General features: G+C 66.4%; 12 protein-coding genes. 3 read left to right on the plus strand and 9 right to left on the minus strand.

Annotation, left to right across the window (positions count from 1 at the left end):
* Positions 1–23: 23 nt before the first annotated feature.
* From CP557_RS17490 to CP557_RS17515, 6 genes are all read right to left on the minus strand, one after another.
* Positions 24–1244 (minus strand): acyl-CoA dehydrogenase family protein, encoded by a 1221-nt coding sequence (locus CP557_RS17490; RefSeq protein ID WP_097381087.1) that lies wholly within the window; start codon positions 1242–1244, stop codon positions 24–26.
* Between the two features lie 24 nt (positions 1245–1268).
* On the minus strand, positions 1269–2906 hold the full coding sequence (locus CP557_RS17495) for a long-chain fatty acid--CoA ligase (protein WP_097381701.1): 1638 nt from the start codon (positions 2904–2906) through the stop codon (positions 1269–1271).
* Between the two features lie 76 nt (positions 2907–2982).
* Entirely contained in the window at positions 2983–4146 is a 1164-nt protein-coding gene (locus tag CP557_RS17500; RefSeq protein ID WP_097381088.1) for a CaiB/BaiF CoA transferase family protein, read from the minus strand.
* A 240-nt stretch (positions 4147–4386) separates the two neighbouring features.
* Entirely contained in the window at positions 4387–5319 is a 933-nt protein-coding gene (locus CP557_RS17505; protein WP_097381089.1) for a ferritin family protein, read from the minus strand.
* A 78-nt stretch (positions 5320–5397) separates the two neighbouring features.
* Positions 5398–6795, minus strand: coding sequence for an APC family permease (locus tag CP557_RS17510; protein ID WP_097381090.1), 1398 nt, complete (start codon positions 6793–6795; stop codon positions 5398–5400).
* Positions 6792–7043, minus strand: a complete 252-nt coding sequence (locus CP557_RS17515; RefSeq protein WP_097381091.1) for a hypothetical protein — start codon at positions 7041–7043, stop codon at positions 6792–6794. The genes CP557_RS17510 and CP557_RS17515 overlap by 4 nt, the downstream gene beginning before the upstream one ends.
* 168 nt (positions 7044–7211) lie before the next feature.
* Between CP557_RS17515 and CP557_RS17520 the strand changes: the two genes are divergently transcribed.
* Positions 7212–7949: a 3-hydroxyacyl-CoA dehydrogenase family protein gene (locus CP557_RS17520; protein WP_097381092.1), complete on the plus strand. Its 738-nt coding sequence runs from the start codon at positions 7212–7214 to the stop codon at positions 7947–7949.
* Positions 7950–8444: 495 nt separating this feature from the next.
* Here the strand turns inward: CP557_RS17520 and CP557_RS17525 are convergent, their stop codons facing one another.
* Positions 8445–9242 (minus strand): enoyl-CoA hydratase/isomerase family protein, encoded by a 798-nt coding sequence (locus CP557_RS17525; protein ID WP_097381093.1) that lies wholly within the window; start codon positions 9240–9242, stop codon positions 8445–8447.
* A 482-nt stretch (positions 9243–9724) separates the two neighbouring features.
* Positions 9725–10807 (minus strand): anthranilate phosphoribosyltransferase, encoded by a 1083-nt coding sequence (locus CP557_RS17530; protein WP_097381094.1) that lies wholly within the window; start codon positions 10805–10807, stop codon positions 9725–9727.
* 611 nt (positions 10808–11418) lie between these two features.
* Between CP557_RS17530 and CP557_RS17535 the strand changes: the two genes are divergently transcribed.
* Together CP557_RS17535 and CP557_RS17540 are read left to right on the plus strand one after the other, a co-directional pair.
* On the plus strand, positions 11419–13596 hold the full coding sequence (locus tag CP557_RS17535) for an Ig-like domain repeat protein (protein WP_245853048.1): 2178 nt from the start codon (positions 11419–11421) through the stop codon (positions 13594–13596).
* A 74-nt stretch (positions 13597–13670) separates the two neighbouring features.
* Positions 13671–14723: a DUF1616 domain-containing protein gene (locus CP557_RS17540; protein ID WP_097381096.1), complete on the plus strand. Its 1053-nt coding sequence runs from the start codon at positions 13671–13673 to the stop codon at positions 14721–14723.
* 42 nt (positions 14724–14765) lie between these two features.
* On the opposite strand, the gene CP557_RS17545 is transcribed toward CP557_RS17540, so the two are convergent.
* Complete coding sequence (locus CP557_RS17545) at positions 14766–16583, minus strand: hypothetical protein (protein WP_097381097.1); 1818 nt, start codon at positions 16581–16583, stop codon at positions 14766–14768.
* Positions 16584–16738 lie beyond the last annotated feature (155 nt).

Here is a 16738-nt window from a genome sequence, read left to right on the forward strand (position 1 = left end):
GTACTGGCGGACAGGAGACCGTCTCAGTCCACGATCCCCATCGTCTTCGCGATCGTGTTGAGCTGAATCTCGTCGGTGCCCTCGACGATCCGCAGGATCCGCGCCTGATGGACCAGATCCATGTAGGGGTGTTCCTCTGCCAGCCCGTTGGCTCCATGCACCTGCACGGCCGCGTCGGCGACCTCCCAGAGGACGTTCGTGGCGAACCACTTCAGCACGGACGAATCCATCACCGTCCGCTCGTCTTGGGCCATCTTCCAGGCGAGTTTGAGCCCCGCCGCGTCGGCCGCGTAGGTCTTCGCCCGCCCCCGTGCGAGCTTCGCGGAGACCTGCTGGAAGTTCCCGATCGTCCGCCCGAAGGCCTCGCGCTCGGTGACGTACTCGCCGGCGTCCTCGAGCAGGTACTCCGCGTATCCCACGGCTTCGGCTCCCAACTCGAGGCGGCCAAGCGAGAGGAACTCCATCGCGGCGTAGAAGGCCTCGTCGACCTCGCCGAGCACGCGATCCTCGGGGACTCGAACGTCATCGAGCACGATCTCGGCCTGCGTTCCCTCGGCACCGACGGCGTTGTTGTACGAGCCGAGTTCGTACTCCTCGCGCTCGAGGATAAAGCACGTAATACCGCCGTAGCGGCCGACCTCCTCCTGTGGGGTCGTCCGGGCGAACAGCTGGACGAAGTCGGCGTAGGGTGCGTTGGTGATCCACTGCTTGCGCCCGTTCAACACCCATTCGTCGCCGTCTCGTTCCGCCGTCGTTTCCATGTTCGGCGAGTCCGACCCGTAGCCGGGCTCGGTCTGGGCGAACGCCGTCGACTTCTCCGCGCGGACGGTCGGCTCGAGGTACCGCTCTCGCTGCTCGCCCTCGGCCTGCAACAGGAGCGGTTTCGGCCCCTCCGGCCCGGCGAGAACGTAGCGCTCGAGGCCGCCGCCGTGGGATGCGAGGTGTTTCTTCGCCCGGTACCAGGTGACCGGCGAGACGCCCTCGCCGCCCGCGTCTTCGGGCAGGTTCATCGCGTAGAAGCCGCCCTCCGCGGATCGACGCCGTATTTCCTCGCGGGCCTCGAGCAGCTCGTCGGTCCAGCGGCCGTTCTCGTGGCGTCCTTTTCGGGGATTGGTGTACGTGTCGCCGAGTTCCTCGACGATCGGCTCGACTTCGCGCTCGATGAAGTCGTCCAGACTGTCGAGGATCAGTTCGGTCTCGTCGTCGGTGTCGAAACTCACGCCGCCTGTGGTGTTTGCTCCCATAGTGAAATCCGTCGGTGGAACCGCTTACTGTTGTGGTGCCGGCTCGTCGTCTTCGGCCTCGAGGACCACGTCGAACCGCTCTCGCAGCGTCTTCTTGTCGAACTTCCCGGTCGAGGTCTTCGGAATCTCCTCGATGAACTCGTAGGAATCGGGCAGCCACCACGAGGGGAACGTCTCCGAGAGGTGGGTCTCGAGGTCGTCCGCGGTGAGTTCCGCCCCCGATCTCGAAACGACGATGGCCAGCGGCCGTTCCTGCCAGCGCTCGTGCTCGACCGCGATAACGGTGGCCTCGGTGACGTCCTCGTGGCCGATCAGTTCGTTCTCGAGTTGGACCGACGAGATCCACTCCCCGCCGGATTTGATCACGTCCTTGTCGCGGTCGACGACGTCGATGTAGCCCAGTTCGTCTCGCGTGGCGATGTCGCCGGTCCGCAGGAACCCGTCCTCGGTGAAGGCCTGCTCGTTCTCGTCCGGTCGATTGTGATAGTGATCGGTCACCCAGGGGCTGCGGACCTGCAACTCGCCCATCGTCTCCCCGTCGGCGGGGACTTCGTCGCCGTCGTCATCGACGACGCGAGTCTGCATTCCCGGCACGGGCAACCCCGCCTTGGCACGGTACTCGTACTGTTCGTCGCTGGGCAGCGCCGCGGTCTCCTTCCGGAGCGTACTGAGTGTGCCAAGCGGCGAGGTCTCGGTCATCCCCCAGCCCTGGAGGATGGGCGCGTCGTACTCCTCGTCGTACTTCCGGATGAGCGATTCGGGCGGCGCGCTCCCCCCGACCGTCAGCCGATCGATGTTCGAGATGTCGACCTCGGGGTTCTCGTCCAAGAACTCCGCCATCTCGAGCCAGATGGTCGGCACGGCCGCGGAGAACGTCACGCCCTCCTCGTCGATCAGGCGGGCGATCGATTCGGGGTCGGTGTGGACCGAGGGGAAGACCTGCTTCGCGCCGACGAACGTCGCGCCGTAGGGGATCCCCCAGCCGTTGGCGTGGAACATCGGCACCACCGGGAGCACGGTGTCGCGCTCGCCGATCGCGTTGGCGTCGACGTGGCCGCCCATGACGCTGTGCAGGTACATCGCCCGGTGGGAGTAGGGGACGCCCTTCGGCAGCCCCGTGGTCCCCGAGGTGTGGCACATGCCGTACTCCGTGTCCTCGTCGATGTCGGGCCAGTCGTACGCCGTCGGTTGCCCCTCGAGCAGCGACTCGTAGTCCGTCACCGGCTCGAGGCTCGTCTCCGGGACCTCGTCGTCGAGGACGACGTACTGTTCGACCGTCTCGAGGTCGTCGGCGTTGGCCTCCACTTTCTCGATGAGACCGGGATCGACGAAGATCACTCGGTCCTCGGCGTCGTCGATCGTGTGGACGAAGTGGTGATCGGGCAGCCGCATGTTGCACATGTGGATCGACCGCCCCGAGCAGGCCGGCCCGAAGTAGAGTTCGAAGTGCCGGTAGTGGTTCGTCGCGACGACGCCGACCCGCTCGCCCGCCTCGAGACCGAGGTCGTCGAGCGCGCCCGCGAGCTGGTTGATCCGCTCGCCGGCGTCGGCGTACGTGTACCTGTGCGTGCTCCCGTCGGGCAGTTTCGTCACCAGTTCCCGGTCCGGGAACAGGTCGACCGCCCGCTCGAGGAGCTTGTCAAGTGTTAACTCGACGCTCATCATGGTCGTCCCACCTATTCTGTCCAGTACCTTATGAGTTGGGGCGAGTTCGTCCTCGTGACGGGACGACGGCCTGTCAGCGGATGACGTCCGCGTCGCGAAGGGCGGCTCGCTCGTCGTCGTCGTAGCCGACCGACGCGAGCAGTTCGTCGGTGTGTTCCCCGTGGTCCGGGATCGATTCGTCGTGCACTTCCGGCACGTTCGACCCCCTCGCGGGGAAGCCGATCCGCGGCGGCGCGTCCGCGGGCCGTTCGATCAGTCCGCGAGCCTCGAGCTGGGGATGCTCGAGGGCTTCGGCCGGCGTACACACCGGCCCGACCATCGTCTCCTCGCTCAGATCCGCGAGCCACGCGTCCCGCGAGCGGCTGGCGAACAGCGCCTCGAGTTCCTCGCGGACGGCGGCCAGTTCGGCGGGGTCCTCGCTCCCGTGGGCGTCGACGAGTTCCTCGCGGTCGACCTCCTCGCAGAAGGCGGTCCAGAACTTCGGCTCGAGTGCAGCGAGAGTCACGTATCGCCCGTCGGCGGTCTCGTACACGTCGTACCAGGGCTGTTCCCCGGTGAGTGGGGTCTCGCCGGGGCGCGGATCGTCGCCGGTAAGCGCCTCGTGGGCGACGGTCTGGGAAAAGGAGGCAACCACGTCGGTCATGGCCACGTCGATATATTCGCCGCCGTTGCCCAGTTCCCGCGACAGCAGCCCGCCGACGATCGAAAAGGCCGCGAACAGCCCGCCTCCGAGGTCGCCGATCTGGTAACCCGGGATCTGGGGTGCCATGGACTCGTCTTCGCGGGTCATATCCAGCAGGCCCGCGACCCCGACGTAGTTGAGGTCGTGGCCCGCCCGTTCGGCGTCGGGCCCGGTCTGTCCGTAGCCGGACAGCGAGCAATAGACGAGGTCCTCGTTGTACTCGACGAGCGTCTCGTAGTCGATCTCGAGCCGGGCCGCGACGCCGGGGCGAAACCCCTCGAAGACGACATCGGCGTCCTCGACCAGTCGGTAGAACGCGGTCCGCCCGTCCTCGGACTTGAGATCGAGGGCGATGCTTCGCTTGCCGCGATTGACGCCGTCGAAGAGCGCGCCGACACCGCGATCGGTGGTCGGCGGCATGTGCCGTGCGTAGTCGCCCGCGTCGGTGTCCTCGACTTTCACGACATCCGCGCCGGCGTCGGCGAGCAATTGCGTCGCGTACGGCCCCGGAAGCAGCCGGGACAGATCGAGGATTCGGACGGAATCGAGCTGCATGGTACCACGTCCCGATCGGGTTTCAAAAACCTACCGTCGTCGAGTAGCCGGGACGGCCGTGAGGTCGGCACTCGTCGGACGGACGGTCCCCACTCCCGAGTGACCGGCGAACCACGACCCGTCTGCAGGGTCGCCGGCACTGCCTGACAGCGACCGTCTCATACGGTCTCCTGTCCGTCAGTGCCGGTGGGACCGCGACTGTCCTGCGGTCCCACCGGGACATCGGGACAGCAAACCGTTTCAGTCGTCGTCCTCGAGTGCGACCAGTTCGTCGACGTCCGGAATCTCCGCCGCCGCGTCGGTGATCTGTTGCATCCGATCGGTGTGTTTCTCGACCGCGTAGGCGGCCAGTTTCCCGTCCTCGAGGCCGGGGCGTTCCTCGGGGTCGTCGGGCTGGAACCGGTCGTCCTCGGTGATCCCCTGGACGAGCGGGACGAGTTCGTCGACGGTGTCCTGGATGAGTTCCGGATCGACGCCCTCGGCGATGAGCTTCTTGAGCTGATTCATCCCGAAACCGACGTGGCGGCCCTCGTCGCTGCGGATCTTCGTAAAGCCCTGGACGAGCCCCGGCAGATGTGGCAGGTCCTCGAACTCGCCGCCGTAGGAGGTCTGCATCCCGTAGTAGCCCGTCTGGGCCAGAATACCCTCGACCGTGAGGTGGTAGTGACAGTACGCTTTCGCCCGGTTTTCGGGGGTATCGTCATCGAGCAATCGGAACTGCGCTTTCCGGTTGCGGTCGAACAGTTCGATGTAGGGCTCGTTGAACCACCGCTCGTGGCGCGGGTCCGACCGCTCCCAGCCCAGTTCGTCCTCGACCGTCCAGACGACCTCCCGCCAGTAGCGGTCGAAGAAGTCCGCGTGCTTGGCCTCCTCGTACATCTGGGTCGTCAGGAACAGCTGATCGTCGATATCGTCGAGCACCGCTCCCAGCGGTGCGAGGTCCTCGGTGACCGCGTCCTCGCCCGCGCCGAACTTCGCGATGCCGTTGAGCGTCCCGTACCACGATTCCTGATCGTACGCTTCCGCCCCGTCGATGTAGGTCAGCAGGTTCTCGACGTCCCGCTCGAGGTCGATCTCGCCGGGATCCCAGTGGCGCTCGACCGCGTTGCGATAGTATCGGTTCGACCTCGAGTCCCGATCCATCATCGCCGTTGGCGTGTACTCCGTTGCCATATACCAAGTATTGGCGAGTCGACTATTAAATGTGCGGTCGTTGTCGTCTGTGCGCGTTCGCTTCGGTGCAGGGATGGCTCACTCCGGCGATCGGTCGTCGCGCTCGCCGGTGTCGTCGCCGACTCGCTCGTGGACGGCGAGGGTGGTCATCGTCCGATAGAGCTCGACCCGATCGATTTTCCGGAGTCGGTATCGATAGTAGCCGTACGCGACGGCGAACCAGCCGATGAGGACGACGCCGACGACGGGTCGCTGGGAGAGCGTGACGAGCCAGAACGCGCCGGTGACGATCGCCCCCCCGAGCACCGCAGCCAGGAGCCCGCGGTAGCGCCGGAGCCGAAACGGCGCGGTGGCGTAGTGGTCGGGGAACTCGCGGGGCAGGTTCCAGAGGCCGATCGCACAGAAGAAGTAGGCGGTGAGACTGGCCAGTCCGATGAACGCGGAGAGACCGACGATCTCGTCGGCGAGGGGAACGAGCAGGAACGGCGGCACGCCGAGGACGGCGACGGCGTAGTGTGGCGTGTCGAAGCGCGGGTGAATCCGGGACAGCGACGCCGGGAGCACGCCGTCGCGACTCGCGCGCATGAGCGTTCGGGAGAAGACGAGCAGCGTCGTGTTCACCGTGGTGACGACCGCGAAGATCGCGCCCGCGGCGACGACGTACTCGCCCCACCACGGGAGGAATCGCGAGGCGGCGAGCGCGAGATCTGCTTCGTTTCCCAACTGCGTGTACGGGACGACGCCGACGAGGACGGCGATGAGCGCGACGTAGAACAGCGCGACGATGCCGATACCGAGCCCCAAAACGAGCGGGATCGTCCGTCCGGGGTTCTCGATTTCCTCGCCGAGTTCGACCAGTAACCCGAACCCGAGGAACGGGTAGAACAGCGCAACGACGGCAAGGGCGAAGGCCCCGTAGTCCGGAAAGAACGGCGCGTAATTGGCGGTCTCGACCGCACTCGCGCCGGGGACGATGAACGTCAGGAGGGCGAGTAGGAGGCCGACGAAGCAGACGATCTGCACCTGCGCGACGACCCTGAGTCCGGTCAGGTTGACGAGCAGGACGAACCCGAGCAAGACGTAGACGAGTACCATCGACGGGACGTCGAAGAAGATGCGAGTGTATTCGGCGAAGCCGGTTGCCGTGATCAGCAGCGACGCCCACGCGACGAGGGGGATCGTGAACGGCACCAGGAATCCCCAGTAGGGTGCCGTGAGCCGAGAGATGTAGACGTACAGGCCGCCGGCGACCGGCATCGCCGAGCCGAGCACGGCGTTGTACAACACGACGAACCCCGCCGGGATCGCTGCGAGGACGATCGCCAGGACGACCGCCGGTCCCGCACTCCCCGCCAGCGGCCCCGGCAGGACGAATATCGGGACCGAAATCGCGTTCCCGACCAGCAGTGCTAGGACGCCGACGATGCCGATACTCGAGGGAAGCCGCTCGGACGCACCGTCACCGCCCCCGCTCATTCCGTCGCCGCGCGGGCGGCCCGCCGCCGGCGGATCGCGGCGTCGCGAACCCGCCGGCCGAGGGCGAATCCGACGACGCCGCCGAGGACGGGCGCGACGAAGAGCAACGCCTCGAGGGTCACCAGCGGGAGGACGATTCCGAGTCCGAGACCGACCACCAGTCCCCCCTCGGGATACTGCGCCGCGGCCACTTCGCGCTCGATGTCGTCCATCTCCGCGGGATCGTCCCGATACTGTCCGATCGCCATGTCATGACCTACCATATGAAGGGTGAAATACGTTCGGGTGGCTGACATCTGCTGTGGTCGGCGACCCGACTGCGGTTGCCACACCTGCTGGTGCCGCCGGCGGAGCCGATCGGCCACGGGGTATCCTCCTCGACAAGAACTAAGTCAGTACCCGTGAAGGTTGCTGGCATGGCACGAAAGCGTGCTGCCGTCGTCGGCGGCGGCATCATGGGCGCCGGTATCGCACAGGTACTCGCACGGAACGGCTACGAGGTCGTCGTCCGCGAGATAAACGAGGAACTGGCCGCGGAGGCCCGCGAACGGGTCGTCTCGGGCAACTACGGCCTCGACGACGCGGTCGAGGGCGGCTATCTCTCCGAGGACGAGAAAGCCGACGTGCTCGAGCGACTGTCGTTCACGACGGACCTCGAGGCTGCCACCGACGGCACCGAGTTCGTCATCGAGGCGGTCACGGAGGACCTCGCGATCAAAGGACAGGTCTTCCGTGATCTGGACGAGGTAACGGACGATCAGCCGCTGTACTCGAACACTAGCGGCTTCTCGGTGACGTCGATCGCGAACGGCGTCTCCGACCCCTCACGGGTCGCGGTCACGCACTTCTTCAACCCGGTGCCGGTCATGTCGATGGTCGAGATCGTCCAGGCACCCCAGACCGACGCGGCCGTCGTCGAGCGGGCCGAGGACCTCGTCGACGAACTCGGGAAGACGAGCGTCACCATCGACGACGCGCCCGGGACCTACGGTTTCCTCGCCAACCGCTGTCACGCGGCGATGCGCGAGGAGGCCCAGAAGATCGTCGACGAGGGCATCGCGACGGAGGAGCAGGTCGACAAAGCGCTCGAGGAAGGGTACAACCTCCCCGTCGGCCCGTTCTCGCTGCGCGGCATCGGCGAGGAGTGGGACTGACGGCTCGGTTCCTCGAGTCGCTGCGAACGGTCGTCTCGTTCTGGACTGACCAACCGGCTGCGGTGGCGCGCGCTGTGTCGCGGTGAGGACTGCGAGGGCTGAGCGGAGCGAAGCCCTCGGAGACACGAGCGGTGACCAGCGGGAACCGCGAGTCGGAACGAACCGCGACACAACCTTGCGCGAGGGATGAGCGACCGACTGAACGGAGGGAGCGAATCGGCTGGGGAGGGTGTGGCCACTCCCTGCTGCCACGATAGCAAGGCGCTCTCTGTCGTCGGTCCCGAACGAAAAAAGAGGGACGGGTGTCCCACTACCGTGACAACATGGACTTACCACGCCCTCCCCAACCGATTCGCTCACTCACTCGCGTTCGTTCGCTCATCCCTCGCGCAACGTCGTCGACTGCCCTCGCTGTCACTCGGGCAGCCGACAGCGCGCGCCACCGCAGGTTACGAAATCGATCCGAAGTGGGACGCCGTCCGTTCGTCTTCCCCGCTACTTCCCTTCGAATTCGGGCTCGCGGTCCTCGGCGAACGCCGCCGCGCCCTCCGCGTGGTCCTCGGTCTCGAGGAGCCGCTTGAAGAGCTGGTAGTCGTACTCCAGCCCCTCCTCGAGCCCGGAGTGGACCGCCATGTCCGCGGATTTCTTGATCGCCTGAATCGCCAGCGGTGCCTGGCCGGCGAGGTCGGTGACGAACTCGTCGACCTCCTCGTCGAATTCGTCGTCGCCGTAGACGTGGGTGACGATGCCCTCCTCGTCCGCCCGCGTCGCGGAGACGTGCTCGCCGGTCATCGCGAGTTCCTTCGCGACGGCGGGGCTGGCCAGCTTGCTGACGTACTGGACACCGCCGGCACCGGGGAGGATCCCGAGGTTGACTTCGGGGAAGCCAAAGGTGGACCCCTCGCTTGCCAGTCGGAAGTCACAGGCCAGTGCGGTCTCGAGGCCGCCGCCCAGACAGTAGCCGTCGATCTTCGCGACGACGGGCGCGGGGAACTCCCGGATGACGTCGTAGTGGGAGCGGGCCGAGGAGCCGCCGGCCGACTCGTCGGAGAAGCCGCCGATGTCGGCCCCCGCACAGAAGGCCTTCTCGCCGGCTCCCTCGAGCACCACTGCTCGCAGGGCGACGCCCTCGCGCTCCTCGTTTTCTTCCTCGAGGGCCTCGAGCCCCGCGATAATGTCGTCCCTGAGCTGGCCGTTCAGCGCGTTCAGCGCGTCCGGCCGGTTCATCGTGAGGGTGCCGACACCGCGGTCGTCGTCGAACTCCACCAGGACAGTGTCCAGTGATTCGTCCATGGGCAGTGGGTACGGGCACCAATCAAAAAGGTGTACTGTTCGGCTCCCGCTCGCGACGTCCCTGGAGTCCCACGGCCGAAGCGAGCGCTCGCTCGAGTGTCGTCTCGGCCGCTGGCCGGAGACGACGAGAATCAACGAAATGATATGTGGCTGGTATTATTCGGCAACAGTAAGAACGAGCGCAGTTCCGAGACGAAACCGTTCCGGTGTTCCGATAGATGCGATCGTAGGTATTTGAGTGCCTGTACCGACAGATCTGGTCGTACGATTCGGACGCCATCTTCGAGGGGAAAATTTGGGATTGGGGGCTCGAAAACGGACAGAGTGGACGATTTAGCCGGTTCGATGAGGATACAGTGTCTGCGTATCTCATATGATATATGAGTATTATCGGCAGCAAGAACGAACGCGAGTCGGAGACGAAATCGAGGAACGGAGCCCGTCGGTCCGAATCCCCTCTCGCGAGGGGTGGTCCCGACCGCTCAGAACGCCTGCAACTCCTCGAGGACGGCCTGTGCGCTGCCGTCGGCGATGATCTCGCGGGCCAGCTCGAGGCCGTCTTCCAAGCTGTCGACGTCCTGGCGGGCGTACATCCTGAACGCGCCGTTGAGCGCGATCGCGTCGGCGAAGTGGTCGTCGCGGTCGCCGGCGAGAACCGCCTCGGTGATCGACGCGGAGTCGGTCGCCACGTCGTCGACCGCGAGGTCCGCTCGCTCCATTTCCATGCCGTACTCGGCGGTCTCGATCTCGTAGTCCGCGAAGGATTCCTCGCCGTCGTCGCCGGCCCGATCCCATTCGGCGACCTTCGTGTAGCCGGGGCGGATGTCGTCGTATCCCTCCATTCCCTGGAAGAAGATCGCACGGGAGTACCCGAGCTGGTCGCTTTCCGTGATGAGGTCGGTCAGCTTCTTCGCGAACGCGAGGTGGTAGAACGAGCCCAGATGGACGTCGGCGTTCGCGGGGTTGGCGACGGTCTCGATGGTGTTGACGAACGTCCGGACGCCCATCCGATCGCGTCGGTCGTAGAGGTCGTCGATGCTGGGGTTGAACGCGGGCTGGTAGTAGAAGCCAAAGCCGGTCTCGTCGACCATGTCGGCGCTTTCGGTCGGCTCGAGCTCGGTGCGAACGCCGAGTTCCGCGAGGACGTGTTTGTACGCCGTCGCTTTCTGGGAGGGAACGTAGTCGCCGGAGTGGACGACGACCGGCGTGCCCGCGGCGGCGGCGACGACGCCGGCACCGACGCCGAGAATCGCGGACGTATCCTTGCCGTCGTAGTTCGCGCCGCAGTCGACCGGATCGGCGTCGGGCTCGGCGGTGACGACCGACTCCTCGCGCATGACGTCGGTGTAGGCCGCCAGTTCCTCGGGGTTGTTCCGCTTCCAGCGGTTGGCCAGCCAGAACGCGCCGAGGGTTGTCCCGTCGGGCTCACCGGCGAGAATCCGCTGGAAGGCCTCGCGTGCCTGCTCGCGGTTCATATCGTCGGCGGATTTGGGACCCGACCCGACGACCTCCGTCATCAGCCGTTTCAACGGCCATTCGCCGAACGTCTGTGATGCCTTCGCCATGTGCACCCGTTGGGACGGCCGGCGCAAAAACCCCCCGTTTCCGGTACTCCCTCGCCGTCGAATACGGGTGTTCGACCGGCCACGAACGGTGTTGGAAATCGGACTGCAGACCCGGTTTCAGTGTGACGGCCCGTTCACCGAGCCGGTCCCGGCGATCCCAGTCGCGTCGACGTACCGGGTCGACGATTCGTCGATCGACGCGCTAAAATAGTACGTACGATGGTATATTTAGGGGTATCTATCGAACACTATATGAGTGTGAGTACGATCGATCAGCCGATCATAGCGATTCAACGCCCATTTCTCCGTCTCTCTTTCGTCTATCCGAGGTCGAGAGATACACTTCGATCGGCATTCTATACTACTTCGATATATTATGATTTCCGCGCGTTCAGGGCCACACTATCGGATATGGGTATTGGAAATGAAAAGCTTCGATCGGTACCGATTCGTGGCGCAGCCGACCCTGATTACAACTGGCCCGCACCACGGATGCTGTTCCGTTTCAGTCCGCGTGAATGGCTCTGTAGGGCGGTATTGTGGCCTCCACCGGGCGTACGCGTATACGAACGGAACGCATAGCTATGTATCCTCGTCGCGAACGCGAGGGCGTGAGCGATTCGCGTGCGAGCAGCGTCGTCTTCGTCACCGCCGTCGTCGTGCTCGCGAGCAGTGGCGTCGGGGTCGTCACGGCCCCCGCGACCGCGTCGCCCGCGGCGGTCGCTACCGAGCCAATGGTCGAGACGTCCCACTCTCGTCTTCTTTTCCAGACGGACGACGAGACCGACGACAACGTCACCCCTCGCCACAGGGACCCTCGCGAGTACGACGAGGACGGCAACCTCGAGGCGCTGGAACGGCGGCTGATGACTCGAATGGTCGATGACCTCGAGGCGGGCGCGCTCAGCCTCGAAGAGGGCGAATACGAACGCGCGGCGCGATCCGTCGACGAGTCGTACGCCGACTCCTTCGACCGGTACGCGGAGATCGCCGCGGAAACGGCCGGCGAAAACGACGCGGCGCTCTTCGAACTCGCGGGCGAGAACCAGGGACGGATCGTCGAGGCGGTTCGGCGGTACAACGAGACCAAAGCCGAGTACGAGCGGGCGCGGGCGGCCGGCGACGAGGGGCGGGCGCGGTCCCTCGCCCGCGATCTCGAGACGCTCGCGACGTCGATCAACGAGTCGAGCCGCGAGTTACGCGCGACCTACGATGACCTCGAGTCGGCAACCGACGCGAACCTCTCGACCGCCGACGCGGCGATCGAGACGGTAACGGAGGAGATCCGGGCCGAACAGGCGACGGTCCGCGAGACGGAGTTCGTGGCCACCGTCCTCACCGTCGACGCCGACCGCGAGATGATCTCGTTCAGTGAACCGCTGACCGCTACCGGGCGACTGCGAACGGCGACCGGGCGGCCGGTCGGGTCCGAACCGATCCGGCTCGCGGTCGGAAACGGCTCCGTCCGGACCGAGACGGCCGCCGACGGCTCGTTCGCGTTCGAGTACCGCCCGACGGCCGAACCGGTATCGACGGAGCGGCTCGCGATCGAGTACGTCCCGGCCAACGAGTCGCTCTATCTGGGCAGCGAGACGGCCGTCGACGTCTCGGTCGAGCAGGTCGACCCCACCGTCTCGGGACTCCAGACGCCGACCGCGGTCGCCTACGGCGAGACCGCGACCGTCGGCGGCGACCTCCACGTCGACGAGACTCCCGTCGACGGCGTTCCGCTGGCGGTGACGCTCGGCGACGAGCGAATCGGGCGGACCGAGACCACCAATGGATCGTTCGAGGCGGCCGTCGAGGTGCCCGCGACGGTCCCCGACGGCGGGCGCGAACTGGGCGTCCGACTCGCTTACGAGGACCGGGCGCTCGCCGGGACGACGGCGACGACCGACGTGACGGTCCGCGAAACCGAGGTCGACGTCACCGTCTCCGCGACCCGCGTCGGCGATGCCGAGCGAACGGTCGCGGTCGACGGCACGCTCGAGACGACCGACGGATCGCCGGTCGCCGGACGGCCGGTTCGACTGGACGCGGGCGGCACTACCCTCGAGACGGTGACGACGGCCGACGACGGTTCGTTCGCCGCTACGGTCGCGGTCCCCGCCGGGGCCGTCCGCAGCGACGGAGCGATCGTCGCGACGTACGACGGGTCCGGCTCGAACCTCGCGTCGGACACTGCGGCGTCGACCGTGTCGTTCTCGACCGACGCCCGTTCGTGGTGGGGGATTCCCGCGTGGGTTTGGTTCGGACTGGGAGGCGGGCTGATAGCCTTCCTTGGTGCCGCCGTGTTCGTGTGGCGGCGACGCGGCCGGTCGTCCCCCTCGAGTCAGTCGGCGTCGGCTGGGGACGCCGCAACCGACACGGCGACGAACCCGGCAGCCGAGCGATCGAGCACCGAAATCGCCGGAGCGGTTCTCGAACACGGACGCGACGCGCTCTCGCGTGGCCGCCCCAACAGGGCGGTCGAACTGGCGTACGCGGCCGTTCGCCACGCCCTCTCGGATCGCATCGACGCCGGCGACTCGAGTACCACCCTGACCCACTGGGAGTTTTACCGCCGCTGGACCGATCGCCGGGCGGACGGGCCCGATAGCGACGACGACACGGCCGAGCGCGCCCTCCTTCGGACCGTGACCGAACGCTACGAACGGGCGACGTTCGACGTCACGGACGTCTCGTCGGCCGAGGCCGAACGCGTGCTCGAGGCCGTGGGGCGGTTGTGCGATCGACGTACCGACGGTGACGGCGGGACCCGGTCGGAACCGGGCGACCACGGCGGGTAGTCCCCTCTTTACGGTCGCAGCGATCGCGATCGACCCGGCTAACTTTCAGTCTCGACCGCCGGTACTCGATACCGATGGCCGTATCCGGTTCGCTGTGGCGGCTCCTCCCGAGACCGGTTCGCGAAGTGCCGGCAGACCTCGCCGCGATCATCGCCGTGGTCGTCGCGACGAATCTGGCCGTGTTCGCGCCGGTCGTGCGGGACACGTGGCTGCGAGTCCCTCTCGGATTCGCGTTCGTGCTGTTCGGCCCCGGCTATTCGTTCGTCGCGGCGCTGTTTCCCGAACGCGCGACCCGGCCCGGCCGCGGCGGTGACGCGACGGGTGACGACGAGTTCGAGGCCGACCCGGTCCGACTCCGCCCGCTGGACGGCCCGATCCCCGACGCCGAGCGCGCCGTTCTCTCGGTCGCCTCGAGCGTCGCGATCGTGCCGTTGCTCGGCCTTGCGATACACTTCGCTCCAGTAGCGATCCGACTGCGATCGATCGTCGTCGTCCTGAGCGCGGTGACGGTCGCGATGGTGGCCGTCGCGACGGCGAGACGACGATCGATCTCGCCGGAAGCGCGATTCCGAACGCCGCACCGACGGTGGGCCGCCGCGACTCGAACCGCGCTGTTCGACCCGGACTCGCGGGCAGAGACGGGGCTGGCGATCCTGGCGGCGACGACACTCGTTCTCGCCGTCGGCGGCGTCGGCTACGCCGTTACCGCACCTCAGCACGGCGAGACGTTCACCGAGGTGGCCGTACTGACTGACGCCGACGGCGAACCCACCGCCGACGTCCCCTCGTCGGCCGCGGGTGACGGGACCGAGGGCGTCTTCGTCACGCTCGAGAACAACGAACGTCGGACGGTTAGCTACACCGTCGTCGCCGTGGCACAGCGAATCGCGTCCGACGGCGACCCCGGTACCGCGACCGTCCTCGAGCAGAACGAATTGCGACGGTTCGAGCCGCGGCTCGCACACGGCGAGACGTGGACGCACTCACACGATATCGAGCCGACGCTGACCGGCGATACCGTCCGCGTCGCCTGGCTCGTCTACGCGGATGCGGACGTTCCCGCGACGCCAACCCTCGAGAACGCCGACTACTCGACGCACCGGTGGGTCGACGTGCCGACCGAATGAGCGTGACCGATCGGAATCGCGCTTCCGGCGGGACCGACGCCTCTATCCGTCGGGCTCGACGACCCACACGCTGACATCGCCGTTGCTGTAGATGCGGTGGGCCGCCGGATCGGCCCGCAGACGGTCGCGGTCGTCGTCGGTGTAGTGGTCGATCTCCGCTCGGCGATCCGGCGGTCGGTTCCGCGCCCATTCGATGTCCGCCGTCTTCGTGACGAGGTACGTCTCGTTCTCGTAAACGTCGCCGACCGACCCGTGATCGTCGTAGCCCAGCCTCGTGGGCAGCTGATAGCCCTCGAGCGACCGGTGGAACTGACGGTCGTCGGGATCCGCGCCGGTCGTGCCTTCGAAGTACCGCTGAAGCTGTTCGGACATCCGGAACGCCCGCGTGTCGATCCCGGAGTCGTGGTTTTCGTGGTGCCACTCCGCACCGGCCATCGTCGCGTGAGTCACGTGGCGGTCGTCCTCGTATGCGACCGCACCCGCCAGCAACGCGACGACGAGAACGCTCACGCAGAGGCCACACAGGGCGACCGTTGCCCCCCGTTGCTTCCACCGGTCGGCGGCGGCGTCGCGATACGAGACCAGGCCGGTGATCGCTAGTCCGAGCAACAGGATCGCCCCGATCACGGTGTAGCTGTTGATCCGGACGACGTTGCGAGAGAGCACTCGCGAACCGACGAAGAACACCGCGACGCCGATCCCAGCGGCGTACTGGGCGACACAGAGTCTTTCGAGACGGCTGTCGCGTCCCCTGAGGGCCCGACCGAGGATCACGGCCGCGATGCCCGCCCCGAGGCCGGCGTAGACGAGTACCGTCCCCCACTCCAAGACGAGGAACTCCCAGACGAGTTCCCACGTCGAGTAACTAGTCTGTTGGGCGGTGCTCGCGTAGCTGGCGGCACCACCGTCGATATCGTTGGTGACCACCCGATCGAGGAAGTGGGTCACCTGGCTGATCGAGAGATACCACAGGATGCCCGCGATCGCGAGAACGGCCGGATACCGATAGGGCGTCGCGTACGCCCGGCCGGATTCCGCTTCGGTTTCGCTCCGGAGAAGCGGGAGTCGCCGGCGGAGCGACGGCGCGGCGACGACGCCCGCGTATACGACGAGCGCGAGAACCGTCACGAGCGCCGTCACCGGGTGGTAGAACACGAGCGCGATACCACAGACGAGCGCCGCGACGAAGGGGCCCGCGCGGCTCGATCGGCGGCGGTCGGCCCACCGGTGAGCGAGGGACAGCGAGAGCGGGAGAAACGGGAGGGCGAACAGCCAGGGTAGCGTCGTCAGGTGATGGGAGACGAAGACGAGCGGCATCGCGGCCCCGAGCGTCGCGAGGCCGCCACGTGGGCCGAAAAGGCACCGCCCGAGGAGGAAACACGAGCCGACGAACAACAGGAAAAAGCAGAACGCGACGACCGGTTGTAATATCCGCATCGGGACGCCCGTGACGGTCGTCAGCGTCGCGTAGAGCAAGTGTGTAGCCGGATAGACCGTTTCGGGAACCGTACCCGTTTCGAGCACGTCTCGAACGATTCCGAAGTGATAGAAGGCGTCGGACATCGGCGTGCCGTAGACGTAGTAGCCGCGAAATAGCGGCAGCGCGAAGAAGACGGCGTATACGCTCGCGAGCGTGACGACACCGTAGCGCCATCCGGGGCGATCGGTGATCGCCGAGCGAAACACCAGCGTGAGGCCGCCGACGAGTGCCAGTCCGAACCCGACCCACGTCTGCGGCGGATAGGCGTCGTGGATCGACGATTCGTATCCCGTGGCCGGCGGCGTCGTCAGGACGCTCCCGACGAAACCGATCGCGGCCAGCGCAGTGACCGCCGAGACGATTTGCCACCGACGATTCATGAGTCGTCGCTATCACCGTCGACCACCGTGACGATCAAAAGGTTACCCCAACCGGTATGATCTCGTGTATGTTATCCCGCCGTCCGACTTCGCCGTTACTTCTCGGACGGGACCGCTGATCCGCGATGATATATAATTATTGTGAACGAATGTGG

This window comes from Natrinema ejinorense (genome assembly GCF_002494345.1).
Classification (GTDB): domain Archaea; phylum Halobacteriota; class Halobacteria; order Halobacteriales; family Natrialbaceae; genus Natrinema; species Natrinema longum.